The organism is Nonomuraea insulae, from assembly GCF_042656245.1.
In genome coordinates this window covers 67,021-91,196 of the sequence record NZ_JBHSPA010000136.1, presented here as the reverse complement: position 1 = coordinate 91,196, position 24,176 = coordinate 67,021, and the positions used below count along the sequence as shown (strand labels likewise).

General features: G+C 70.0%; 18 protein-coding genes. 6 read left to right on the top strand and 12 right to left on the bottom strand.

Features of this window, described 5'->3' with window-relative positions; genetic code table 11:
• Positions 1-5 precede the first annotated feature (5 nt).
• The 4 genes from ACFPZ3_RS69395 to ACFPZ3_RS69380 are packed head-to-tail and all read right to left on the bottom strand — an operon-like array spanning position 6 to position 3,306.
• On the bottom strand, positions 6-635 hold the full coding sequence (locus ACFPZ3_RS69395; RefSeq protein WP_379525227.1) for a response regulator: 630 nt from the start codon (positions 633-635) through the stop codon (positions 6-8).
• A gap of 2 nt (positions 636-637) precedes the next feature.
• The gene (locus tag ACFPZ3_RS69390) at positions 638-1,870 is read right to left on the bottom strand and encodes a sensor histidine kinase (RefSeq protein ID WP_379525226.1); all 1,233 of its coding nucleotides are present in this window, start codon (positions 1,868-1,870) and stop codon (positions 638-640) included.
• Entirely contained in the window at positions 1,867-2,592 is a 726-nt protein-coding gene (locus tag ACFPZ3_RS69385) for an ABC transporter permease (protein WP_379525225.1), read from the bottom strand. Before ACFPZ3_RS69385 ends, ACFPZ3_RS69390 begins: the two co-directional genes overlap by 4 nt.
• Positions 2,593-2,595: 3 nt before the next feature.
• On the bottom strand, positions 2,596-3,306 hold the full coding sequence (locus ACFPZ3_RS69380; protein ID WP_379525224.1) for an ABC transporter ATP-binding protein: 711 nt from the start codon (positions 3,304-3,306) through the stop codon (positions 2,596-2,598).
• Positions 3,307-3,542: 236 nt separating this feature from the next.
• Here ACFPZ3_RS69380 and ACFPZ3_RS69375 point away from each other — a divergent pair, with 236 nt between their 5' ends.
• Complete coding sequence (locus ACFPZ3_RS69375) at positions 3,543-5,033, top strand: MFS transporter (RefSeq protein ID WP_379525223.1); 1,491 nt, start codon at positions 3,543-3,545, stop codon at positions 5,031-5,033.
• Here the strand turns inward: ACFPZ3_RS69375 and ACFPZ3_RS69370 are convergent.
• The 3 genes from ACFPZ3_RS69370 to ACFPZ3_RS69360 all read right to left on the bottom strand — a co-directional run bounded on the left by ACFPZ3_RS69370 (position 4,994) and on the right by ACFPZ3_RS69360 (position 7,962).
• Entirely contained in the window at positions 4,994-5,554 is a 561-nt protein-coding gene (locus tag ACFPZ3_RS69370) for a hypothetical protein (RefSeq protein WP_379525222.1), read from the bottom strand. The two genes, ACFPZ3_RS69375 and ACFPZ3_RS69370, sit on opposite strands and share 40 nt — an antisense overlap.
• Before the next feature lie 10 nt (positions 5,555-5,564).
• A complete protein-coding gene (locus tag ACFPZ3_RS69365; protein WP_379525221.1) occupies positions 5,565-7,550 on the bottom strand; it encodes an nSTAND1 domain-containing NTPase in 1,986 nt (661 codons plus the stop codon).
• Between the two features lie 223 nt (positions 7,551-7,773).
• The gene (locus ACFPZ3_RS69360) at positions 7,774-7,962 is read right to left on the bottom strand and encodes a hypothetical protein (protein ID WP_379525220.1); all 189 of its coding nucleotides are present in this window, start codon (positions 7,960-7,962) and stop codon (positions 7,774-7,776) included.
• A 297-nt stretch (positions 7,963-8,259) separates the two neighbouring features.
• Between ACFPZ3_RS69360 and fxsT the strand changes: the two genes are divergently transcribed.
• A complete protein-coding gene (gene fxsT / locus ACFPZ3_RS69355) occupies positions 8,260-10,794 on the top strand; it encodes an FxSxx-COOH system tetratricopeptide repeat protein (RefSeq protein ID WP_379525219.1) in 2,535 nt (844 codons plus the stop codon).
• On the opposite strand, the gene ACFPZ3_RS69350 is transcribed toward fxsT, so the two are convergent.
• The 3 genes from ACFPZ3_RS69350 to ACFPZ3_RS69340 all read right to left on the bottom strand — a co-directional run bounded on the left by ACFPZ3_RS69350 (position 10,791) and on the right by ACFPZ3_RS69340 (position 15,546).
• Positions 10,791-12,029, bottom strand: coding sequence for an HEXXH motif domain-containing protein (locus tag ACFPZ3_RS69350; RefSeq protein ID WP_379525218.1), 1,239 nt, complete (start codon positions 12,027-12,029; stop codon positions 10,791-10,793). The genes fxsT and ACFPZ3_RS69350 overlap by 4 nt on opposite strands.
• A 32-nt stretch (positions 12,030-12,061) precedes the next feature.
• Positions 12,062-13,297, bottom strand: a complete 1,236-nt coding sequence (locus tag ACFPZ3_RS69345; protein ID WP_379525217.1) for an FxsB family cyclophane-forming radical SAM/SPASM peptide maturase — start codon at positions 13,295-13,297, stop codon at positions 12,062-12,064.
• Between the two features lie 221 nt (positions 13,298-13,518).
• Positions 13,519-15,546, bottom strand: a complete 2,028-nt coding sequence (locus ACFPZ3_RS69340) for a cellulose binding domain-containing protein (RefSeq protein ID WP_379525216.1) — start codon at positions 15,544-15,546, stop codon at positions 13,519-13,521.
• A gap of 142 nt (positions 15,547-15,688) precedes the next feature.
• Between ACFPZ3_RS69340 and ACFPZ3_RS69335 the strand changes: the two genes are divergently transcribed.
• Entirely contained in the window at positions 15,689-16,666 is a 978-nt protein-coding gene (locus ACFPZ3_RS69335) for a TrmB family transcriptional regulator (RefSeq protein ID WP_379525215.1), read from the top strand.
• Here the strand turns inward: ACFPZ3_RS69335 and ACFPZ3_RS69330 are convergent, their stop codons facing one another.
• Entirely contained in the window at positions 16,667-20,275 is a 3,609-nt protein-coding gene (locus tag ACFPZ3_RS69330) for a S8 family peptidase (protein WP_379525214.1), read from the bottom strand.
• A 123-nt stretch (positions 20,276-20,398) separates the two neighbouring features.
• On the opposite strand from ACFPZ3_RS69330, the gene ACFPZ3_RS69325 reads away from it, so the two are divergent.
• Entirely contained in the window at positions 20,399-21,127 is a 729-nt protein-coding gene (locus ACFPZ3_RS69325) for an HAD family hydrolase (RefSeq protein ID WP_379525213.1), read from the top strand.
• On the opposite strand, the gene ACFPZ3_RS69320 is transcribed toward ACFPZ3_RS69325, so the two are convergent.
• Positions 21,098-22,444 carry an alpha/beta fold hydrolase gene (locus ACFPZ3_RS69320; RefSeq protein ID WP_379525212.1) on the bottom strand — a complete coding sequence of 449 codons (1,347 nt, stop codon included), beginning with the start codon at positions 22,442-22,444 and terminating at the stop codon, positions 21,098-21,100. The genes ACFPZ3_RS69325 and ACFPZ3_RS69320 overlap by 30 nt on opposite strands.
• Positions 22,445-22,534: 90 nt before the next feature.
• Between ACFPZ3_RS69320 and ACFPZ3_RS69315 the strand changes: the two genes are divergently transcribed.
• Both ACFPZ3_RS69315 and ACFPZ3_RS69310 read left to right on the top strand, forming a co-directional pair.
• Positions 22,535-23,524, top strand: a complete 990-nt coding sequence (locus tag ACFPZ3_RS69315; RefSeq protein ID WP_379525211.1) for a sensor histidine kinase — start codon at positions 22,535-22,537, stop codon at positions 23,522-23,524.
• Positions 23,521-24,162 carry a response regulator gene (locus tag ACFPZ3_RS69310; RefSeq protein WP_379525210.1) on the top strand — a complete coding sequence of 214 codons (642 nt, stop codon included), beginning with the start codon at positions 23,521-23,523 and terminating at the stop codon, positions 24,160-24,162. The genes ACFPZ3_RS69315 and ACFPZ3_RS69310 overlap by 4 nt, the downstream gene beginning before the upstream one ends.
• Positions 24,163-24,176 lie beyond the last annotated feature (14 nt).

Genomic DNA, 24,176 nt, shown 5'->3' with positions numbered 1-24,176 from the left:
AGGCCTCAGCGTCGGCGGTCTAGCAGGCCCAGTTCGTACGCCGCCGCGACCGCCGCCGCCCGGTCCTTGACCTGCAGCTTGGCGAAGACGTGCAGCAGGTGCGTCTTCACCGTCGCCTCCGTGATGAACAGCCTGCCCGCCACCTCCCGATTGGTGGCCCCCCGGGCGATGAGCCGCAGCACCTCCAGCTCACGCGGGCTCAGCGTGCGCGGCTCCGGCTCGTGCGCCTTCCGCGTCAGGACCCCGGCCACGGTGGGCGACAGCACCGTCTCGCCGCGGGCCGCCGCCAGCACCGCGCGCCGCAACTCCGCGCGGGGCGTGTCCTTGAGGAGGTAGCCGGTGGCGCCCTGCTCGATCGCGGGCAGTACGTCGGCGTCGTCGTCGAACGTGGTCAGGACGAGCACATGGACGCCGGGCTGCTGCTCGCGCAGGCGGCGGATGACCTCGGCGCCGCTCATCTTCGGCATGCGCAGGTCGAGCAGCACCACGTCGGGGTTGGTACGCAGGGCCACCGCGAGGGCCTCGGGGCCGTCGGCCGCCTCGCCGACGATCTCGATGTCGTCCATGTCGAGGATTCCGCGCAGGCCGTCGCGGACGATCGGGTGGTCGTCCACGATGATGAGGCGAATGGGCATGGTCACCGTTCCGGATCGGCGGGGATGGCGGGGACGGTGGCGGAGATGCCCGTGCCCTGGCCGGGGGCCGTCTCCAGCTCGAAGGCGCCGGCCAGGCGGGTGACGCGCTGGCGCATGGCGACGAGGCCGAAGCCGTTCGAGGCGCGCTCCCGTACGAAACCGGCACCGTCGTCGCGTACGTCCAGCGCCACCACATCCTCCATGTACGACAGCGTCAGGCCGACGCGGCCGGCCGAGGCGTGCTTGGCGACGTTGGCCAGGGCCTCCTGGGCCACGCGCAGCAGCGTGCTCTCCACCTCGGTGTGCAATGGGCGGGGGTCGCCGGTGACGGAGACGGAGGCGGGCACGCCCGAGGCCAGCGACCATCTCTCCGCGATGCCGGACAGCGCGGCGGCGAGCTGGGCGTCCTCCAGCGGCGCCGGGCGCAGCGCCTGCACCGAGCGGCGGGCCTCGGTCAGGCTCTCCTTGGCCAGGGCGCGTACCGTGTCCAGCCGCCCGCGCGCCTCCGGCACGTCGCCAAGAGGCACGTCGCCGAGCGCTTCGAGCTGGGTCAGGATGGCGGTCAGGCTCTGCGCGATGGTGTCGTGGATCTCCCTGGCCATCCGCTGCCGTTCGCCGAGCACTCCGGCCTCGCGGGCCTGGGTCAGGAGGCGGGCCTGCAGGTTCGCGTTCTCCTCCGCGAGCGCGGCCAGTTTGAGTCCGGTTTCGGTGAGGCGTTCGTTCTGGTCGGCGATGGTGTGGATGATCAGGCCGGTCATGGAGGCGATCAGCACCCCCACGACGAAGGAGGCGAGCAGCTCGACGGGGGTCCTGCCGTCCGCGGGACGGGCTGCGACCAGGACGCCGACCGTGGCCGCCACCCCGCCGTACGCCCATAAACCCGGCAGCAGGGTGAAACACTGCAGGAACGTCCCCACACCCGTCACCGTGAACACCGTGTCGATCCTGACCAGCGCCGCGACGGCGGCGAGCAGCACGGCGAAGTAGACGAGCACCACCCAGGGCCGCGCGATCCAGCCGGGGCGCGCGGTCACGAGCAACCAGTGCCAGGCCGCCGCGAACAACGCCAGGGCCAGCACCTCCGGCCGCCACTCCCGCAGCAGGGAGAACAGCGCGGGGAGCAGCACGAGCAGGTACGGCAGCGCGGCCCGCACCCGCCCCCACACGTCGCCGGGCGCCTGGGCCCAGGGGCTCACCACCGGGCTGCCGCCAGACGCCCGGTTCCAGCGGCTCACCACCGGAAAGCCCTGACCGCGGCGGCGCCCGCGACGACGAAGACCGCGACCATGATCCCCAGAGTAACCGCCGAGGGCGCGTTGCCCGCCCAGCCGTCGCGGATCGCCTGGACCGCGGGCGCCATGGGGGTCAGGTCGCCGATCGAGCGCATCGAGCCCGACATGGTCTCGCGCGGGATCACGGCGCCGGACATGAACACCATCGGGAAGAACAGCCCGAGCCCGATCACGGTCGCCGCCCGGCCGCTCGGCGCCAGCGCGCCCAGCAGCAGGCCGATGGCGCCCAGGCTCAGCGCGCCGAGCAACCACGCCAGGAGCACGAAGGGGAGGTTCGCGGGGGCCGTCAGACCGTACGCGAGCGCGCCGATGCCGACGACCAGCGCCGTGCCGAGCACGGCCAGCGACATGTGGGCGACCCATTGGGCGCCGAACAACATGGCCGGCGACGCGGGGGTGGCCCGCAGCCGCTTCAGCACCCGGCGCTCCCTGTATCCGGCCAGCGTCGCGGGCAGCACCACCAGCCCGGCCAGCCCGATGACGAACACGGTCAGCATCGGTACGGTGGCGTCGACGAGCGGCTCACCACCCGGCAGCGGCCGGCTCCCGCCGCGCAGCTTGACCCAGAGCATGATCAACGGGAAGGCCAGCGCGAAGAAGGCCGACATGGGGTCCCGCAGGCCCAGCTTGAGCTCGACGGCGATGACGTTCGTGAATCCTCGCATGAGTCAGTTCCTTCCGGTGAGCGCGAAGTAGGCCTCTTCCAGCGACGCGGTCCGCGCCTCGGCGATCAGGTCCCGCGGGCTGCCCTCCGCGACGACCCGGCCGCCGCCGACGATCGCCATCCGGTCGCAGAGCGCCTCGGCCTCGTCCATGAAGTGCGTCACCAGCACGACGGTCACCCCTCGGTCGCGCATGGCGCGGATCAGGCCCCAGGTGGTACGGCGGGCGTCGGGGTCCAGGCCCGTGGTCAGCTCGTCGAGCAGCACCACTTCGGGGTTCCCGACCAGCGCCAGGGCGATGAACAGGCGCTGCTTCCAGCCGCCGGACAGGCTCGCGAACCGGGCGCCCTTCCTGCCGGTCAGGTCCCATTCGTCCATGAGCGCCCGCCAGTCGGCCGGGTGGTCGTAGAGGGAGGCGTACATCCGCAGGGCCTCACCGACCTTGATCCCGTCGGGGAGCGCGGCCTCCTGGAGCTGGGCGCCGACGCGCTGCAGGAGCGCGCGCCGGTCGTCGTGCGGGTTCAGGCCCAGCACCCGTACGGTGCCGCCGTCGGGGCGGCGCAGGCCCGACGCGCATTCCACGATCGTCGTCTTGCCCGCGCCGTTGGGGCCGGCGATGCCGAAGATCTCGCCGCGCTCCACCCGCAGGGAGACGCCGTTCAGCGCCTGGACGCCGCGGTAGCTCTTGCTGAGGTCGTCTATCTCGATGACTGCCATGCATCGAGGATCATCGGCGCGCGACTCCCGCGGCATCCACCGATCGGTTGATGGGCGCCACCTCCCCCGCAGTGGAGAGTTTCGTGTCTGTATTGCGGTGTCCGTCCCCTATGGCGGACAGGCGAACAAGCGCGGCGTGATTCATCGAGGTTGGGTGATTCTATACCATTCCGAGGCGCCAAAATGAACAGATGATCATGAAAATTTAGCCGGAATAGCGAGCTGATATGGCTACGATGTCTAAAGCTCAGACGATCGTTTGCGGGACGACCTGTCTTGATTTCGTCGAGGCCCTGGCCTGGTGCGTCGTCCGGCCCGGGCCTCGATTATGTCGAGCATTGCCCCATGCGAAGGTCCGCATCAGGGGAGAAGCGCACAAAGTGACCGGTATCGTCGGTGACGACCCGCAGGACGATCGCTACGCCGGCTGGCGGCGTGACTTCTCGCTCCTGTGGGGCGGCGCCGCGCTCTCCCAGCTCGGCACGGTGTGCACCAGGCTCGCCATCCCGCTGCTCGCCCTGGCCTTGACGAAGTCCCCGGTGTTCGCGGGCTGGGTGGCCGCCGCGGGCGCGTTGCCGAGCGTCCTGCTGCACCTGCCGATAGGCGTGCTGGTGGACAGGTTCGACCGCTATCGCGTCATGGTCATCAGTCAGGTCGTGCAGGGCCTCGTCGGGCTGCTGCTCGTCGTCATGCTCTACGTGGGCGGCCCGCCCATCATGCTGCCCATCGCGGCCGCCGTGCAGGGAGTGTGCCTCAGCTTCTACAACACGGCGGAGCTCACTGCCGTGCAGCGCATCGTCCCGGTCGAGCACCTGTCGGGGGCCATGGCGAAGAACGAGGCCCGGCGCAATGTCGCGATGATTCTCGGGCGGCCGCTCGGCGGATTTCTTTTCGGCATCCACCGGCTCATTCCATTTCTGCTGGACGTGGTTTTCGCCATAATGGCCATCGGCGCGATGCGCGGGATGCGGAACAAGCAATTCCAGCCCGAAAGGGCGCGCGGGACGGCCCGGCAGGGTTCGCTGTGGGGCGAATTCCGTGATGGGATTTCCTATCTCCGGGGCGAGCCATTCCTGTTCCTGGTGCTGTGGATCTGCACGATCACCAACTTTCTATTCCAGGCGATCGGCCTGGTTTTCATGGTCTCCGCCGAACGGCAGGGGCTGTCCAGCTTCGAGATAGGCATCCTGCTGGCCGCCGGAGGAGTGGGCGGCCTACTCGGCGCCTCCATCGCCTCCTGGGTGCTGCGCAGGCTCGGGGCGACGCTCATGGTCGTGATCTGCGTCTGGACATGGCTGCTGGTCATGGTGCCCGTCATCTTCTTCGACGACGTCGTCATGCTGATGCTGGTGTGGGCGGTGATCGGGTTCATGGGCGCGAACATGAACGTGGCGTTGACCGTGCACCAGGCGCAGGTGGTGCCGAAAGAGCTGCTGGGCCGGGTGGTCAGCGTCAACCGGTTCTTCACGGGGGGCGCCGTTCCGCTGGGCGCGCTCGCCAGCGGTTACCTCATGACGCTGCTCGACACCCAGGGCACGGCGGCCGTCACGGTCGTCGTCATCGCCTTTCTCGCGCTGGCCATCACTCCCAGAAGGGCGTGGGACAGCGACGGGAGGCAGGTCGTGGTCAATCCGAAGCCGGCGGGAAAGCGGGTCCAGGCGAGCCGGCGGCGCTTTACGCCGGGCGCTCACACGGGCGGGATGGCGCGCGACACGGGTTCCTCCTGATCGGGAGGAAAGACGGCCAGGGTGAGGCCGCGCAGGCTCGACTGAATCCGGTCCTCGACGATTTTCGGATCGACCGTACGGCTCCCGCTCGAAATGGCGTGCCCGAAGATCTCGTCGCTCACGGCCTTCACATCGTCGATCGCCTGCCGCTGCTTCTCCTCCGCGCACACCGCCCAGAGCTTCGCGATGGCCACCCGGGCCGCCTGATAGTCGGCGCGGGCCTGCCGGAGCTGGCCGGGCAGATCCTCGTTGTCGAGCCGGACATTCGCGTCCCGGCGCATCTCCAGCGCGAGCCGTGCGGTCAGGGCGAGTTTGAGCGCGGAGGACTGGGCGGCGTCGTACACCTCTCCCAGCTCGCGTCGGCGGTTGTCGGCGGCCTCAGCCAGGCGCTCGTCCTGTTTCCTGAGTCTTTCGTCCTTGGCCTTCATTCGCTCGTTCAACAGCGCCCAGATCGCGGTGAGTGTCGCGCCCAGGGCCGTGCTGGCGCCGGTGATGAGTGCTACCAGGGCGGTCGGGTTCATCCGCGCGGCATCACAGTTCCTCGATCAGCTGCACGGCGGCGCTGCGCTGATGTGTGGGAAGGGGTGGGCGATCAGCGGACAGCGCTCGCGTGGCCAGTTGCAGGGCGGCCGCCCGGTTGCCGGTGAGCTTCTGGACCCTGGCGGCGCGAAAGAGGACCGGCCCGCTCTCGACGGTGTCGGTGACGAGGTCGCCGAGCTCCTTCCTGGCCGCTTCGGTCCTGGACAGTGTGGCCAGGGCCAGCGCGCGGGCGGCCCGCGTCGAGGGCAGCGCCCGGTTGGGCGCCCGGTCCAGATCCTTCAGGGCCGACTCCGCCTTGCCCAGGTCGGCGTAGATCTCCCCGCGTACGCGCAGCGCCTCGGGCGTGTCGCCGTCCCGCCTGAGCACTTCGCCCAGCACGACCAGAGCGGCCTCCTTGCGTCCGGCGTTCCAGAGCGCCTGGCCGAGCCCGGTCTGCACGGAGAGGTCGTTGGGGACGCGGTTGGCCGCCGCGGACAGCTCCTCGACGCCGGTCCCCTGACCGCCCTGCACGAGCTTGAGCCGCCCCACCGCGGCGAGGAGCTGGCCGACCGCCGTGGTATCCGCGAGAGTCTCGAACATCCCCGCGGCGGAGCGGTAGCGGCGCACCCCCTCCTCCAGCAGGCCCTGCTCGTAGGCGACGGTGCCCAGTAACGACTCGGCCCTGGCCCGCGTCCTCGTGTCATCGCGGGAGGCGGAGCGAACGGCCTCGTCCGCGTGCCGCCGCGCGAGGGTCAGCCTGCCCCTGGACAGCGCCTCCTCGGCGGCCCGCAGATGGGCGGCCCCGTCCAGGTCGAGACCGAGCCACTGCGCGGCTTCGAGCTGCTGGACGGGCTGTACGAGACGCGGATGTTGCAACTCGTAGCCGCGCACGCCGTTGCGCCATCGGGCCTTGATCAGGTGCTCGTCCTCCACGGCCTGGACCACGGTGGCCGGCAGGCCGAAGGCCCGCCCGGGGCCCTCCTGCGTCGTCCCCCCGCCGCTGGAGGCGGAGATGAAGGTGCTGCGCAGCCAGGAGGCGAGCTCGTACGGCGGTATCTGGTGGTCGGCCGCGACGTTGGCCAGCGCCTGCGAGGCGAGGTCGTGCAGCGCCCGGTTGACGTCCAGGTGCAGACGCGCGGACAGGACGTCGGGGGCCTCGGTCAGGTGCGTCCACAGCCGCGCGCAGACCACCTGCAGCAGCGCCGGCTCCACGAGAGGCGTCCGGCCCTTGTCCGCTCCCTGGGCGGTTCTGACGGCGCGGACCTCGTCGACCAGCAAGGCCACGGTCTCCGGGACGAGACGGCGGCCGAACCGCTCGATCGGGCCGCGCACCGCCTCGAACGCGGTGTCCCGGCCGAGGGGGTCGAGCGGAAACGGCACGTAGGAGTCGTCGGCGACCTCTTTGGCGATCGGAAGGATGTCGTCGAGGTGATCGGTGCGGACACACAGGAGCAGGCGCGCGGCGCTCCGGCGGCTCATGGCCTCGATGAGCTCGTCCAGAAACCGGCGGCGACGGCTGATGTGAATTTCGGACTCCTGGAAGAGCCGCTCCGCCTGGTCGACGGCGATCAGCGTGGGAAGCGGCTGCCCGGACCGGTCGACGCGTTCGTGCCTGCGCAGGAAGTCCTCGATGGACAGGCTGGACAGGCGGGCCGGTGACACGTTGCCGGCCCACGACGACAGCAGTGCGAACACGCACGGATTCTCGTCCGGCAGCGCCGCGGAAGGAACGGTGGAGCGATACGAAAAACGGCCGATGGGCAGGACGTTCGCCCCTTCGGCCAGCAGTTTGGGAAAGGCTCCGGCCTGCAGCAACGACGTCTTGCCCACTCCGGCATGGCCGTAGAGGATCGTGACACGATTCTGCTGCCAGAGCTTGGTCAGCTCATCCGTCTCGTAGGTCCGCCCAAAGAACAGCTCATGATCGCCCACCTCGAAGGAGCGGGCTCCAACAAAAGGGTCAGGCTTCGGCGGCCAATGCGGAAATGCTGCTGTCATACGGGATCCTCGGGTGCCAAAATATGGAAATTGTCTGCCCGAAACGACAGCGAGGTTTTCGTGATCAGACGTTGCCGAAGCCTCTGCTGGCCGCAGTGACATGCTGAGTAGAGTTGTCGCCTATGTCCGGACGCGACGCTCTCTTTAACGGGCCTGTCTCCAGCGTATGACATCGGCGCGAATGCCGGAAGCCGACCCCGGCCGAATCGACCCGAGTGGCCCCCTATCGCCGCTGTGTGGACTGCTGGAAGCCCGCGCTGATGTCCCCGTTTCGCTTCGGCGAATCGAGAATTTCGAGCAGTGCGTGCTTCGCGACGGAATCGTCAAGCTGTTCGAGGTCGCGGAGCGTGAAATCGGATACGTCGATCAGTTCGACGTGATCAGCCAGGTGGGACGTGAATTCCGGCCCCATGTGCCCTCCTCAACCTGCCCTCGCCCGCGTCCTTTACTGGTACGGAAACCCTTTTTTCCAGTGTTCGGATACCGCAGGAAAACGTTTAGCAGGAGCAGTATAGACGGCTGTCTACCAATCTTCCAGATCATCCCCTACGCTATTGTCGTCTCCTTTCGGGAGGACACTTCGAAGCGCGACGGGTTGCGGCACGGCCGAAATGGGAATAGTGGCCGCCGATTATCTGTACGGTCGCATCGGAGGGGTGGCGGCACACGAATTCAAACGTCGCGAGGATCGAAGGCGGAGGCGGGACGGGTGACGCTTTCACAATCGGCTAGCACAATACGACAGTCGGGGAAGTTTCCCAAGGTCTGGGGCAAGATCCCACCTCAGAACAAGAACTTCACCGGTCGCGAGGAGCTGCTCGACCGGCTCCGCAGCGGCATCATGGGTGAGATCACCGCAGTCGTCCCGCACGCCCTGCACGGGTTCGGCGGCGTGGGGAAGACCCAGATGGCGGTGGAATACGCCTATCGCTTCCGATCCGAGTACGACGTGGTCTGGTGGGTCCCCTCGGACCAGCCCGATCTGGTGCGATCGACGCTCGCCCAGCTCGCGCCGCACCTCGACCTGCCGTCGGCCACGACGACCGGCGCCGAGGACGCGGCCAACGCGGTGCTGGGTGCGCTGCAGCGGGGCGAGCCGTATTCGCGGTGGCTGCTCATCTTCGACAACGCCGACGAGCCTGAGGACATCAACGAGGTGATCCCGCGCGGGCCCGGCCACGTCCTGATCACCTCACGCAACCATCGCTGGGAAGGCGTCGTCGAGACGGTGGCCGTCGACGTGTTCACGCGCAGTGAGAGCGTCGAATTCCTCAAGAAGCGGGTCCGCAAGGCCATCGACGGCGAGGACGCCAGCAGGCTCGCCGACGAGCTGGGCGACCTCCCGCTGGCGCTGGAGCAGGCGGGCGCGTTGCAGGCCGAGACCGGCATGCCCGTGCAGCAGTATCTGCAGCTCCTGGCCGAGCGCACCAGTCAGCTCCTCGGCGAGAAGAAGCCGACGGACTATCCCGTGTCCATGACCGCGGCCTGGGCGCTGTCGGTGGCCAAGCTCACCGAGAACCTGCCCGAGGCGGTCGAGCTGCTGAGGTGCTGCGCCTTCTTCGGGCCCGAGCCCATCCCGCGCGAGGTCTTCGCGCCCGTCGACGACGACGCGATCCGGCCCATGATCGCCGAGGTGGTGGCCGACCCGCTGCGGCTGAGCCGCGCCATCGGCAGCCTGGGGCGCTACGCCCTCGTCCGCGTCGACAACACCTCGCGCACGATTCAGGTCCACCGGCTGATCCAGGCACTGCTGCGCGACGAGCTCGACGCCGGGACGCACAAGCACATCCGCGCCGAGGTCCACGCCCTGCTCGCCGGAGCCGCGGCGGACAACCCGACGGACCCGGTGACCTGGCCCCGGTATCTCGAACTACTCGCGCACGCGACGTCCGCGGGTGTGGCCGAGAGCCGTTCGCCCGCGGTCCGGGAGTTCGCCATCCGCCTGCTGAGATATCTGCGGGCGTCCGGCAACTACGCCTCGGCGCAGGAAACGGCCAAACGCCTGGTCGAACAGTGGGGCAAGGACTCCGGCGTCAACAACGTCGACGTGCTCAGGGCGCGCAGCCAGCTCGGCAGCATCCTGCGGGAGCTGGGCGAGTACGGCGACGCGTACGAGCTCGACACGGCGACCCTGGAGGCCATGCAGCGCGAGGCCGGCGCGGACCACGAGGAGACCCTCGTGCTCGTCAACGGCATCGGGGCCGACCTGCGCGCCAAGGGCGAGTTCCTCATGGCCCGCAACCACGACGACGACTCGCTGCGCCGGCACGAGATGGTGTTCGGCGAGGGCGCTCCGCGAACGTTGCAGGTCGTCAACAGCCTCGCCCTCGACTACGCGCTCATCAGTGACTACCAGGCGGCCCGCAGGCTCCATGACCGGGCATATCGGGCGCAACGCGTGCCGGGCATGGAAATCACCAGGGTCGGCATGCTCGGGTCGATGAGCGGTCTGGCTCGCGCGGTCCGGCTCTGCGGCGACTACACCGAGGCCTGCGATCTCGGGGAGGACGCTTACTCGTACGGGATGGACCAGCTCGGCGGGGAGCACCCCTGGACGTTGCGCGCCGCCAAGGAGCTGTCCGTCGCCCTGCGCCGCGCTGGTGAGTACGGTAGATCGCTCGAAATCGCCGCGGACGTGCACACCCGCTATGTGCGGCTGTTCGGGATCGATCATCCGGACACGCTGGCCGCGGCGATCTCCCTGTCCAACATCCAGCGGGCGATCGGCGACACGGATCTGGCCTTCGACCTCGCCTCCGACACCATGCACCGGTATCCGAAGGTGTACGGCGGCGAACATCCGTACAACCACGGATGTGTCGGCAATCTGGCCGTCATGCATCGAGTCAAGGGCGACCCCCGGGCCGCCCAGGAGCTGAACAGGAAGGCTCTCGCCGGTTTTGAGGCCAAGCTGGGCAAGGATCACCACTACTACCTGACCGTGGCCGCCAACCTGGCCTCCGACCTGGCCGCGCTCGGCGACCTGGAGCAGGCCTGCGAGCTCGGCCAGGAAACCCTGAGCCAGGCGCGGAAGGTCCTCGGCGACAGCCATCCCATGACGCTGGGCTGTGCCGCGAACCTGTCGGCCGACCTGCGCGCGATCGGCAGGAAGGACGAGGGGAGCGCCCTGCTGGAGCAGACCATGGACATCTACGCCACGACGCTGACGCACGAGCACCTGGACGTCGTGGCGGCCGGCGAGGGCCGCCACCTCGACTTCGACTTCGACCCGCCGCCTATCTAGATCTCCCCGTTGCGCAGCCGCCATCGCGACAGGTGGTCCTGGTTGGCCTCGTCGGCCGCCGCCTGGGCGTCGGCCGACACCGGTTCGCGGGACCAGTCGTCCAGCGTGCGGCTCGTCGCGGCGACGAACTGCTCACCCGCCGGGGTGAGCAGCCCGCTGGCCGCGATGACCCGTGCCGTCTGGCCGGCGGCGGCGCGCCAGCGGGCGAAATCGGTGTCGGCGCGCAGGGCGGGGGCGCCGGACTCGTGGGCGCGCTGGCGGCGCCAGAAGCCGGCGATGCCCAGGTGCGCGTAGACGCCTTGGAGCAGACCGGCGATCGGGCGGGGGTCGTCCCGCCAGGGGGCGTAGAAGCGCCGGCCGTCATCGTCGGGCCGGGTCAGGGCGACGAGGTCGAGCAGGGCGGTGAGCTTGGTGTGCTGCGCCTCGTGCGCCAGGGTGACCGCGAACAGGTGATGGTCGGGCGGGTTCGACAGGCCGATGCTGCCGAACGCCTGGTACGGGGTGGCGCTCGAAATCCCGTTCTCCGTGGCGGCCAGCGGAGTGAGGACCGTGACGAGTCCGGCGATCTCCTGGGCGGCGGTCCAGTGCCGGCGTACCAGCAGTTCCCACGCCCGGTGCAGCGTCGACTGCCACTGCGCCACTTCCTCAGGGATCAGCCTGCCAGGAGGGACCTCCGCCCCCGGCATCCGGTCCGGGTCGATGTCGTCGAGGAGGAAGCGCACGCCAGCCCCCTGGTGCTCGGCGCTCAGGCGGCGCAGCCCCTGCCATCCCGGCGCGTCGCCGTACGGCTCCGCCGGGATCGGAACGGACGACTCACCGGCGGACACGGTCGCCCTCCCGTCCTTGACCCGTACGACGGCGGGGCCGTCGCCGCCCGGCAGCAGCGCCCGCCCGAGCGAGGGCAGCATCACCACGCCGTCCTTGACCGCCACCTCGAACTCGCCGGGAAAGCCGGCCCGGACGGCCGCGGCCGCCGCCAGCGAGGCCAGTTCGGGCACACTGTCCCCGTCACCGAGCAGCGCGCGCCGCGCCCACACGGTCACCGTGGGATAGCGGATCACAGTGCCAACCGCCGCCGGGTCGCGCTCCTGGATCCGGGCGAGCAGGGCATAGGACTCGCTCCCCGCGCCGGCGCGGATTCCGCGCAAGAGCAGCAGGCGCTTGCTGTACTGAGCCGGGAGAAGATGGCCCACCGCCTCCGTGCCGCCGCCACCCTGTGCCATTGCGTTGAACACTTTGTCCGGAATAAGGTGCCGGGCCGGATTCATCAACTCCCCTTCCGCAATGTGGCGACGTCGTTGGCCAGGGTCCGGTGGATATGGGTGATGAGCCGGAAGAGGTCCCGGCAGTAAACCGAGGCGTTGTAGAACCCCCGCCCCGAGCGGTAGCGGTGCGGATAGAGGCCCCCGCCGCAGACCCGTTTGATGTCGCAGACCGTGCACTCGGCCGACAGCGCCCGGCCGCCGAGTTGGCGGACGGCGATGGCCGGGTGGAGCAACGCCGCGTCGAAGGTGTCGCGAGCGACGTGCATGGCCGTGCCGGCGGCTCCCTCGTAGGCCGCCTTCAGCGAGTCCACCTGCTCCAGGTTGCCGTCGGTCTCAACGACCACGATCGTCACCGGGGACAGCCCGATCGCCTCGCTGCGGGAGTCCCGGCCGAGCAGCAACCGGATGATCTCCGAGAACAGCCGGACGTGGGTCTCCTTCTTCGGGGCCCCGTACCAGCGGTCGAACACGGCGATGAGCCAGTCGGCGTACGGGGTGGTCACGCCGTCGGGCGACAACCCGGGCGGCGGGAAGTCCCAGTTACCGTGCGGCAGCAGGAAGTCCATGGTGGGCGGGGCGAAGCGCAGCAGGGACTCGTACGTGGCGACCGGATCGCTGCGCAGGTCGATGGTGCTCAGCACGCCGTCGAAGAGATGCCGGTATCGCGGCGCCGTCAGTTTCTCCAGTCCCGCCCGGACGGCCGCGTAGCTGCCCATTCCGTCGGCCCGTTTGCGGTGCCGATCATGACTTTCCGCGTCGCCGTCCACGCTGACGCCAATCGACACGTCCAAGGCGTCGAAAAGGTCGAGAAACGCGGTATTCAGCAGCACGCCATTCGTCTGGAGCAGAACCGAAACTTCGGTCCCCGGATCGACGGCCGCGCGCAACGTGGTCACCGCAAAGCGAATATGGTCGGCCCCGGCGAGTAACGGTTCGCCGCCGTGCAGGATGACCTCGATATGGGACAGGTCGTTGTCCCGCGCGTGCTCGGCGATCCGATGGGCGGCCAGCTCGATCGTCGCCCGGCTCATTCTGCGTGGTTGGCGGCGCCAGCCCTGGTCGGCCATCTCATAGACGTAGCAATAGTCGCAGGCCAGGTTGCATCGGCTGTGGATCTTGAGAATGAACTGCCGGAAGGGGGTAGGCCGCCACCCGGCCTCCAGCAGGGCCCCCACATCCAGATTCATCGGCCATTCGCTCGACTTGGCGGGCGGCCCTGACTGAACGCCAATAGCCACGCAATCAGCTCCATCGGTAAAGATCCGAGCGCGGCGCTGCGCCTATACCACCTGGGCGGATTATCCACGGGTCGGCGACAACAATCAACCGGCGTCCGGGAAACGCCGAATACGGATTTCCGTATTTCCGGAAATCGACCGGCGCCGCACTTTGCGCAGGGAAACATTTCCGGCCGCGGGCCCCGGCGCGCATTGCCGGGGGCCGCGGCCGGTCGATCCGGCTATTGGACCGTGCAGACGGCGCCGTTCAGGGTGAAGACGGAGGGGAGGACGTTCGGGCCGGAGTAGTTGCCGACGTACCCGATCGTGGCGGTCGCGCCGGTCGCCAGGGAGCCGTTGCCGGCCTCGTTGACGACCTTGACGTTCGAGCCCTCCTGTGTCCAGACCCCGCTCCAGCCGCTCCCCAGGCTCTGCCACGTCCTGGGCCAGGTGAAGGAGAGGGTCCAGCCGTTGACGGGGGCGCCGTTGTTGGTGATGTCGATGGCGCCGACGTAACCGCTGGCCCAGTCGGTCTGGTTGGTCAGGCGTACCGAGCAGGAGCTGGTGGCGGGGGTGCCGGTGGTGAAGGTGAGCGGGGAGGAGGGGTAGGACTGGGTGCCGCCGGTGTCGCGGGCGATCACGTTCAGGGTGTAGCGGGTGCCGGGCTTGAGGTTGTGGACGGTGAGGCTCGTGCCCGAGGTCTCGCCCAGCTGCTCCGTGATGGCGCCGTTCTGGCGGTGGACCTCGTACTTGGCGGTCGGGCGGGAGCCGGGGGCGGCGGCGGGCCAGGTGATCGTGGCGGACTGGTCCGTCACGTTGGCGGCCTTGGGCTGGCCGGGGGTGCCGGGCCTGGGAGTGACCGAGGCCGGGTGGAGGAGCAGGGTGGTCAGGGAGAGGGGGGCGAGGGTCTGGGTGGTCGCGGTGCCGGTCGACGACGTGGTGATCGTCGTCGCGCCGTTGGTGTGGGTCAGGACCGTGGGGGTGCTCGTGGCGGGGGTGAAGCCGGAGTAGCCGAGCTTCACGGGGTACGAGGTGTCCGACGAGGTGTTGATCAGCAGGACCGCGAGGTCGCCGTTGGGGCGGCGGGCGGCGTGGGCCGTGACCTTGGGCTGGTCGGTGGCCGCGCGGATGAAGCGGTCACCGGGACGGGCGAACTTGCCGACCATCTGCAGGGCGTAGTACGGCGCGAAGGGGGTGTTGAGCGCCGGTTCGCAGACGCTGCCGTCGGAATTGCACGCCCCGCTCGACAGGAGGCCGAAGTCACCGTAGTCGGTGTGGCCCTCGACCTCGGAGACGGCGCCGATGCCGTTGTGGACGTTCCACCAGTCCACGCTGAAGACACCGTTCGCCAGGAGCGTGGCGTAGGCGTCGGCGGCGGCCAGGGCGCCGGGCTGGGTGTTGGTGCCGTTGCTGCTCGAACCCGTGTTGAACTCGGTCATCGAGATGCCGATCCGGTCAGAGCCGGGCCCCGCGTACTTGGCGATCTGTTCGCGGGTGAGCTGGATCATGTCGGGAACATGGCCGGTCCTGTCCAGGGCGCCCGGATACCAGTGCACGATGACGAAGTCGATCTTGGGTCCCGCGGCCGACAGGATGACCTTGTTCCAGGAGCCGTTGTCCCCCTCGGCCGTGATGGCGTCGGGCCAGTTGGCGGGGGTGGTGAGCACCGCGCCGATCTTGATGGTGGGGTCGACGGCCTTCATCGCGTCCGCGTAGGCGACGACGTGGCGGGCGTACTCGGCGGGGCTCTTGTCGGCGTGGTCGTCCGCTTCCCAGGCGGAGCCGTAGCGGCCGTTGCCGTAGTTCTCGTTGCCGATCTCCCAGTACTTGACGCCGTACTTCTTGGTGATGTTGGCCTGGCGCACCCACGCCGCGGCCTCCTCGGCGGTGCCGGTGCCGTAGTTGGCGGTCACCATCGCCTGCGCCCCGGTGCGGCGCACACCGCTCATGAACGTGTCGAAGTCGGTGTTCGGCGCCACGTAACCGCCGGGAGCGGTGTGGTCGGCCCAGTGGTAGATGTCGGAGTAGGAGCCGCCCGGATAGCGCAGCAGCTTCATGCCGGCGTCCTTGAGCAGGTCGGCGGTCTGGTTCGTGCCCAGGTTGCTGTCCCAGATCGCGTGGTTGGTGCCCAGGCCCGTCTCGGGGACGTTGGCCAGGGCGGCGCGGGCGTTGACGGTCACCGCCACGGGGGCGGGCTCGTCGGCGTACGCGGAAGGGACGTTCAGCGTCAGCACGATGGCAAACGCAGCTAGCAGGGGGACCTTCGGCATCGGCGCACCTCGTACTGGATGGTGGGTATTCACTCGACGCCTCCTCCTGACCAGGAAGCACAATGATCGTGAGGGGTGGTCCGGCGGCCGTCAATCGCGGCTGAAACTTTCACGTGACATGCCGGGTGCCATGATGGAAGGCATGCTGGAGGTTGCCGGGCTGGGCGAATGGGAGGAACGGACGTACCGGTTACTCGTGCGGGCGGGCGTGGCGGACGCCGACGGCCTGGCCGAGGAGCTGGGCATCACGACGGAGGCGGCGGCAGCGGCGCTCAAGGGCATGCTGACCGCGGGGCTCGCCCGTGAGACGGCGGAGGGCAGGTTCGCGCCGGTGGCTCCGGAGATCGCGCTCGGCCCCCGGCTCGTACGCCACCAGGAGACGATCGACTGGGCCCGCCAGGCCGTGGAGCAGCTGGCCGAGGAATACCGGGCCAGCCTGCGCCGGGGCGACACCGACCGGCTGATCGAGGTGCTGCCGAGCCGGGCGGCGCTGCGCGAGCAGTTCCGGCACCTGCAGGACAGCGCCAGGGAAGAGGTCCTGTGCTTCTGCCGGGCCGGGCACGTGGTGATGCCGTCCGAGGACAACACCGAGGAACTGGAGGCGCTCGGCCGGGGCGTGAGTTATCGGGTCATCTACGAGCAGGCCCTGCTGGAGCAGCCAGGCATGGTGGCCAACGTCGCCTACGGGATCAAACTGGGCGAGCAGGCCCGCGCCGTACGCGCGCTGCCGGTCCGGATAATGATCGCCGACCGGTCGACCGCGCTGCTGCCGCTCGTCCAGCACGCGGGCGGGATGACCGAGCCGACGGCCGCGCTCATCCGGGAGAGCAGCCTGCTGGAGGCGCTGATCGCGTTGTTCGAGGCTCAGTGGGAGCGGGCCACGCCGATCAGGTTCCTGGAGGACGGGCAGGTCACCGACGCCGCCCCCTGCCCGCTGGACGCAGACGAGCTCTACCTGCTGTCGCTGCTGGTCGCCGGGGTGCCGGAGAAGACGATCGCCACCCAGCTCGGGCTCAGCCTCCGCACGGTGCAACGCCGCGTCTACCACCTGATGCGGCTCGCGGGCGCGCAGACCAGGATGCAACTTGCCTGGCATGCGGCCCGCGAGCGGTGGTTGTGACTACTTGACCCCGTACGCCCGGGTGACGGTCTGCTCGAACCGGTTGCCCGCCGCGCCCGTCGCGGTGACCCGCAGGGACACCCCGGTGTCGGTGGCGCGGTGGGAGACCAGCGCGGTGTAGCGGCCCTGGCCCAGGGGGAGGAGCGGCAGGCGACGCCAGGTCTTGCCGTCGTCGTAGGACATCTCGGCCGTCAGCGTCCGCGCGCCGCGCGCGGTGAAGCCGAGCGAGACGGGCAGCGTCCTGCGTACCTCTCCTTCCAGGTCGGCGGGCACGTCGTAGTCCACGCCGAGCAGCGGCAGCGGCTGCGTGCCCTCGGGGCGGGCGGACCTGAAGGTCCACGCGCTCTGGGTGGCGGTGGCGTAGCGCCAGTTCTCCGAGGTCCTGGTCGTGACCAGCTCCAGGCGGTACTCGGCGTCCTCCTGGACGGCGGGGAACGTGCCGCGCAGGGTCTTGCCCTCCTGGACGAGCTGACCGTTCCGGTAGACGCGGGCGGCGCTGGTGTCCGGGTCGGCGCTGCCGCCGGTGAAGCCGTAGTGGCCGTCGGCGTCCACGTACTCGGGGACGTTCAGCGACAGGACGTCGCCCGTGCGGGTGGCGGCCAGTGCCGCCGGGCGGACGACCGGGCCGAACCAGTTCTCCTTGACGACCTCGGCCGCCCGGTACGCCCTGGGCGCGGCGGTCAGGCCGCCCCGCAGCCGGCTGCTCGACTCCCAGGTGAGCGCGTGCTGGACCACGTGCTGCCACTGGGTGTCGCCGGAGCTGACGTACTCGGCCCTGCGCAGCGGCGTGTGCACCACGCGCTGGGTCTCCATCTGCAGACCCAGGTCGTAGTCCTGCCAGGGTCGCCAGCCGTAGCGCTGGTCCTTGCCGTACAGCTCGCCGCCGGACTCCTGGTAGCCGGAGTCGACCAGGGCGGTGTTGCGCCAGCTCACGTCATGGACGATCCGCTCGGGGACGCGGCCCGTGGAGACCTGCATGACCTCGTACAGGTACGGAGTCGCGAACGTCCCCGTCACCTCCAGCACGCCGCCGCCCGACCGGGCCTTGTCCAGCAGCGCCTGGCCGCGGTCATGCGTGATCATCAGGGTGGGGAGCGGGTCGCGCGTGCCCGTCGGCGACCACGGCTGCCACATGGCACGCCCGTCGGGGCCGACCACGACGGCCGCCGCCGCACCGGCCGCGGCCAGGTCCTTCAGCCTGCTCGACCAGTCGCCGAACGACTTGCTGGTGATGACCGCGGCCTTGCCCTTCAGGTCGCCTCCCGCGTCGCCGTCGGCCAGCGGCCAGCGCTTCCTGCCGTCGATCTCCGGCGACCTGATCGTGGGCCGGACCACCAGCGTGTCGCGGCCGAGCCTGGCCTGGACCCGGGGCGCGGCGAGCTGCCAGCGGGAGGCGAACTCGAAGGTGCCGTTCTTGACCGGCGCCGTCGGGGTGACGGCCAGGCCCTCGACCGAGGGGAAGTTCATGGAGCCCAGGACGATCTTCCTGGAGCCGTACGTCCGGTAGGTGAAGTAGGTGGCGATGCCGTCCTGGATCACCGGCTGGGAGGTCCTGATCTCGACCGGGACGGCCTTCCTGGCGTCGAGCACGACCTCCATGTCGGAGGTGACCTGGAGCTCCGGTATGACGATGAGGGAGTCGATGGGCAGTTCGTCGTTGGTCTCGCCCATGATCGCCTGCGTGTGGTAGGTGCCCTCGGCGACCTCGACGGTCCAGCCCTCGTTCTCGCGCAGGATGTAGCCGTAGGCGTCGTCGCGGCTGGAGGCGCCGTACATGGTGATCACCGGCACCCGGGCGGCGGTGCCGTCCCGTTCGACGCCCGTGAAGTGCACCTTGTGCGTCCTGGCGCGGCGGGTCAGCGCGAGCGTGGTGTGGGCGGTCACCGAGCCGTCGGTGGCGGTGACGTACCCGGCCTGCCTGCCGTGGGTGAGCTTGGCGAGGTCCACGGCTACCTTGACGGTCGCGCTCGCGCCCGCCTCGACCGTGAGCGACGTGGTGGACAGGGTCACGGCGCCCTCGCCGGGGGCGGTGCCGTCCAGGTTGTTCAGGGTGGGGGCCAGGGTGAGGGTCACGGGGGACTGGCCGGAGTTGGTGTAGGTGATGGTGCCGCCGGGGTTGCCGGTGGCGCCGTCCTCGTACACGCCCAGGCTGAGCGAGGCGGTGGCGGTGACGGTCTGGCTCACCGCGCGGGCCACGTCCAGGCGGCCGCCACCCTGCTCGTACGGCGTCTGCCCGTCGATCGTCATGGACGTGGAGACCAGGGCGTCCTTGAGCTGCCCCGCCTTCCAGTCCGGATGTCGCTGGGCCAGGATCGCCACCGCGCCGGCCACGTGCGGCGTGGCCATGGAGGTGCCGTTGAGCTTGGTGTACAGGTCGTCCACCGGCGTGCCAAGGCCGGTCCCCGCTGCCCTGGCGGCCGTGATGCCCACGCCGGGAGCGGTGATGTCGGGCTTGATCGCCTCGTCCAGGCGGGGGCCGCGGCTGGAGAAGGAGGCCAGCGCGTCGTTGCCGTCCACCGCGCCGACGGTCAGCGCGGAGGTGGCGGCGCCTGGCGAGCCCACCGAGTATTCGTCGCCGTCGTTGCCCGCGGCGATCACGAACAGCTTGCCGGTCTTCTCCGTCAGCGTGTCCACCGCGACGCTGAGCGGGTCGGTGCCGTCCGTGGCGCCGCCGCCCAGGCTCATGCTGATGAGGTCGGCGTCGCTCTCCTGCGCCGCCCACTCCATGCCGGCCAGCACCTGCGACTCGCTGCCGCTGCCCGCCTTGTTCAGCACCTTGCCGATCACCAGCTCAGCGCCGGGCGCGACGCCCTTGCGCAGGCCGTTCGAGGCGGCGCCGGTGCCCGCCACGGTGGCGGCGACGTGGGTGCCGTGGCCGTGCTCGTCCTTGACCGAGGGGTCGTCGGTGAAGTTGCGGCTCTCGGTGATCTTGCCGGCGACGTCGGGGTGGTTCTCGTCGATCCCGGTGTCCAGGACGGCGACCTTGACGCCCTTGCCGTCGTATCCGGCCTGCCACGCCTGGGGCGCGCCCACCTGCGGCACGCTGTGCTCCAGCGTCGCGGTGACCTTCCCGTCGAGCCACACCTTGGCCAGCCCGTCGCGGAGCTGCGGCTCGGCGCCGGCGCTGGTGGTGGCGCTGGTGGTGGTGCTCCACAACGTGGGCAGGGCGTCCTTGTCCGCCCGTAACGTACGCGCGTTGACGCTGTGCAGCGTGACGGCCTTCGCGGCGCTGTCCTTGTACGACAGGATCAGCGGCAGCACGTCGCTGCTCTCGTCGTCGTACCCCTGCTCGATCAGCTCGGTGACCGAGAACAGGCGTTCGTCCATGAGCCCGCGGGCCAGGTACGGCACCATGTCGGCGGGCGTGATCACCAGGTCGCCGTTCTCCTCCCGGGTGAAGAACCTGACCTCCTCCCGCCCCTTGCCGGGCTCCACGGTCGCGGCGCGTTTGCCGCCGGCGAACTCCTGCACGGTGACCACGTCACCGGTGATCAGCGTGACCCGGTGCGGTTCGCCGCCGGCCACGGGCTCTTCTGCGTGCGCCGGCACCGGCACGGCGAGCAGCGCCAGGCCGGCGCCTGCCGCGGCGAAGCGGGTGATCCATCTCATGAACGAACCGATCTGTCGTAACAGTGCTTTACTCGTTCATGAGAATGAGGGATCACGCCTGTTCAGAGGAGTCCCACGGCCTGGTCAAACAGCGACATGTCGTGAAAATGACACCATGGAGTTATGCGTCGCACCCACATCCTCTTCGACTTCTTCGGCACCCTCGTCGACTATTCGCCCAGCCGCACCGAGCAGGGCTACGACTCCACCTACGCGTTGTTGCGCGAGCTCGGCGCGGCACTGACGTACGAGGAGTTCCTCGACGCCTGGGCCCGGGTCTCGGCCGGGTTCGACCGGCTCAGCGACCTGGACGATCACGAGTTCTCGATGGCCGAGGCCGGTACGGAGCTGCTCGGTCAGGTGCTGCCGCGTGAGCCGGGCCCGGCCGAGGTCGAGGAGTTCGTCACCCGGTACGTGGGGGAGTGGAGCGCCGGTGTCCACTACCTCCCCGGCCTGAAGGAGCTGGTCGGGGAGCTGTCGGGCGAGCACCGCCTGGCCGTGGTGACCAACACGCACCTGGCCACGCTCGTCCCCGGTCACCTGACGGCGATGGGGCTGCTGGAGGCGTTCGACGCCGTGGTCACCTCGGTCGAGGTCGGCTGGCGCAAGCCGCACCCCGCGATCTACGCGACGGCGCTCGATCTGCTGGGGATCGAGGCGTCGGCCGCCGTCTTCGTGGGCGACACGTACGGGCCCGACTTCGAGGGGCCGGAACGTTGCGGCATGGAGGCGTACCTCATCGACCCCCACCGCCGGGCGGCGGTTCCCGAGGAGCGGCGGCTGGGGTCGGTGTTCGATCTGCCCGAACGGCTGCGTACGCGCTCAGGCGCACGTGGTGTCGCGGGCCGGTAGGCGGCCGGTGGTGACGTACGTGCTGACGTGGCCGATGACGCAGGCGTTGGCCATGGCGGCGAAGAGGTTGTGGCCGGGGCCGTCGAACTCGATGGTCCTGCTGCCCGGCACCTGCTTGACCACGCGGGAGGTCGCCTTGAAGTCCAGCCACGTCCCCGCCCCGAGCATCGGCGGGAGCTTGCGCGGCAGCGGCTTCGGCGGGTTGGCGAGGGGGGCCGGCCAGCCCGCGCAGGTGAGCGTGGCGTGCCAGGCGAGCGGGAACGAGGCGCCCGTGTTGGGGGCGATCCTGTCCAGGCGCTTGACCATGGTGGCCACCTGGCGCTGATCGGCGGGCCGGGGGAAGTCGAGGCACTCCTTCACGCCGCCGCCCTGCAATCCGGGGTAGGGGTTCTTGCCGCCGGGTGCCAGGCCCGAGGCGTCACCGGACTCGGCCGCCTCGATGGCCGCGGCCAGCGCCTTCCACTGGGCGGGGCCGCGCTTGGCCTGCTGCGAGGCCAGGAACTGGAGCTGGCGGCCGTCGTACTCGGCGTTGACCTTCGGGGCGGGGATCGGCTTTTCCTCCGCCTTGGCGACCAGGGCCTGCCAGCGGCGTTCCATGCCCTTGGGGGCCGACTTGAGGAAGCGGCCCATCATGCTCTCGTTGTCGCGGGCGATCGCGTCGAGTTCGCGCGGCCAGTCGCGGGTGCTGTGGTTGCCCGTGCCGTCCACGTACAGGGTGCGGACCCGCTGGGGGAACTGGCGGGCGTACGCCTGGGCGATGGTGCCGCCGTAGGAGGTGCCGATGAAGTTCATGCGCTCCTCGCCGAGCGCCGCGCGGATGGCGTCGGCGTCGCGGGCGTCGCTCGCGGAGTCCATGTGGTCGAAGAGCTCGGGGTTCGTGGCGCGGCACTTGCCGGCCCTGGCCCGGTTGTCCGCGACGATGCGGTCGAACGCGGCCTGGTCCTCAGGCATGTCCGGGGTGCGCACCACGCCCCAGTCGCAGGCCAGCACCGGGCTGCTCTGGCCGGGGTAGCCGCGGGGGTCCCAGGTCACGACGTCCATCGACTCGCGGATCTTGTCGAAGATCTGGGTACGCGTACGCATGATGGCGATCTGGTCGCCCTGGGGGCCGCCGAAGTTGATCATCACGGTGCCGCGTTTCGTGCCCGTCGCGGGCAGGCGGGCCACCTTGAGGGTGAGCTTCCTGGCGCTGCCCGGAGATACGGGGACGGCGACGTCCGCACATTGGAAGTCTCCTTGACAGGCCGTCCAATCGAGGTCGGAGGTGGTCGGGGCAGGGGCGGTCAGCATGGTCAGTGCCAGCAGAGCTTTGATCACCTCACGAACGTTACGAACGTCGGGGTACGGTGCTCTGCCCCCGGAAGTCGTCGCCGTTGTCACCTAAAGTTGATGAGTAAGGTGAGGCCCATGACCTGGTTCGTGCGGGTTGTGGCGGTCGTGGCCGCTGATGCGACGCTGGTGTGGCTCGACGGCAGAGCGGCGGGGTGGGCCCTGATCGCGTACGCGACGGTGACCGCGCTGGTCATGGCGGCCTCCCCTCGGCTGCCGTCCGCGGCGTTCCTCGGAGCCCTGACCATGGCGGTGCTCACCGGGGGGTCGTTCGCGCTGCTGATCTACACCGGCTACCGGGCCGGGCAGCGCATCGCCACGCGCCGGGACGTCGCCGTGACGGCCGGGGCGGTCCTCACGTATCTGGGCATGGTGCTGATGATGGCGGAGAGGTCGGCGATCGAACCCGCGCCCGTGCTGGCCCGGGTGGTGTTGCTGACGGTGTTGCCGGTGATGGCCGGGCGTTACCTGGCCCAGCAGCGCGAGCTCACCGCCGCCAGGGAGCGGCTGCGCATCGCGCGGGACATGCATGATTCCCTCGGCCACCTGCTCAGCCTGGTGTCTGTGCAGGCGGCGGCGCTGGAGGTGGGCGCGCTGCCGCCCGAGCAGAAGCTGGCCGTGCGTGGGCTGGCGGGCTCGGCGCGGGCGGCGGCGGCCGAACTGCACGCGGTCGTGAGCACGCTGCGGCGCGGTCCCGGGGTGGAGGGCATCGACGGGCTGGTCCAGCGTTTCCGGGCCGCCGGGGGCGCCGTGGCGTACGAACGGTCGGGGGTGCCCGTGGCGGTGACCGGGTCGCGTGCCGCCTACCGGGTCGTGCAGGAGGGGCTGACCAACGCGGCCAAGCACGCGCCGGGCGCGCCTGTCCGCGTCTCGCTCGACTGGGAGCCGGACGCGCTGCTGGTGACCGTCTCGAACCCGGCCTCCGGCCGCCACGGCGTCCCGGGGAACGGGCTGGCGGGGCTGGCGGAGCAGGTGCGGGCCGAGGGCGGGTTGTTGCGGGTGCACGACGAGCAGGAGGAGTTCCGCCTGGTCGCGATGTTGCCGGCCGCGGTGGGGGCGGCCGCGTGATCAGGGTGCTGATCGCCGATGACGAGCCGCTCATCAGGGCGGGCATCACGACGGTGCTGGAGTCGGCCGGGGACATCGAGGTGGTGGCCGCCGTGCCGAACGGGCGCGAGGCCGTGGCCGCCGCCCGGCGGCACCGCGTGGACGTGGCGCTCCTCGACATCGCCATGCCGGTGATGGACGGCCTGGCGGCGGCGGGCGCGCTGGAGGGGCTGCGGGTGGTGATGCTGACGGCGTTCGGGGACGAGGAGAACGTACGGAATGCACTCAAGCAGGGCGTTTCCGGATTTGTCCTGAAGAGTTGTGAACCAGACGAGCTGATCAGGGCCGTCCGAGCCGCGCACGGCGGCCACGCGTTCCTGTCCCCTGCCGTCACCCGCCACGTCCTCGGCCTGGTCTCCTTCGGCGGCGGCGAACGCGCCAGGAAGGCGGAACGCCGCCTGGAGGTCCTCACGCCCCGCGAACGCGAGGTGCTCGACCAGGTGGCCGAGGGCCTGTCGAACGCGGAGGCGGGCCGGCGGGTCCACATGAGCGAGGCCACGGTCAAGACGTACGTGAGCCGCATCCTGTCCAAACTCGGCTGCGCGAACCGCGTACAGGCGGCGCTGCTGCTCAGAGACGCCCAGGAGGACAAGGCGTGAGCTTCGAGCTGCTG

Coding starts and splice junctions, on each gene's coding strand:
- ACFPZ3_RS69315 (WP_379525211.1), top strand. CDS start 22,535: ATGACCTGGTTCGTGCGGGTTGTGGCGGTCGTGGCCGCTGATGCGACG.
- ACFPZ3_RS69325 (WP_379525213.1), top strand. CDS start 20,399: ATGCGTCGCACCCACATCCTCTTCGACTTCTTCGGCACCCTCGTCGAC.
- ACFPZ3_RS69365 (WP_379525221.1), bottom strand. CDS start 7,550: ATGACAGCAGCATTTCCGCATTGGCCGCCGAAGCCTGACCCTTTTGTT.
- ACFPZ3_RS69375 (WP_379525223.1), top strand. CDS start 3,543: ATGTCTAAAGCTCAGACGATCGTTTGCGGGACGACCTGTCTTGATTTC.
- ACFPZ3_RS69340 (WP_379525216.1), bottom strand. CDS start 15,546: ATGCCGAAGGTCCCCCTGCTAGCTGCGTTTGCCATCGTGCTGACGCTG.
- ACFPZ3_RS69360 (WP_379525220.1), bottom strand. CDS start 7,962: ATGGGGCCGGAATTCACGTCCCACCTGGCTGATCACGTCGAACTGATC.
- ACFPZ3_RS69395 (WP_379525227.1), bottom strand. CDS start 635: ATGCCCATTCGCCTCATCATCGTGGACGACCACCCGATCGTCCGCGAC.
- ACFPZ3_RS69380 (WP_379525224.1), bottom strand. CDS start 3,306: ATGGCAGTCATCGAGATAGACGACCTCAGCAAGAGCTACCGCGGCGTC.
- ACFPZ3_RS69330 (WP_379525214.1), bottom strand. CDS start 20,275: ATGAGATGGATCACCCGCTTCGCCGCGGCAGGCGCCGGCCTGGCGCTG.
- ACFPZ3_RS69335 (WP_379525215.1), top strand. CDS start 15,689: ATGCTGGAGGTTGCCGGGCTGGGCGAATGGGAGGAACGGACGTACCGG.
- ACFPZ3_RS69385 (WP_379525225.1), bottom strand. CDS start 2,592: ATGCGAGGATTCACGAACGTCATCGCCGTCGAGCTCAAGCTGGGCCTG.
- ACFPZ3_RS69370 (WP_379525222.1), bottom strand. CDS start 5,554: ATGAACCCGACCGCCCTGGTAGCACTCATCACCGGCGCCAGCACGGCC.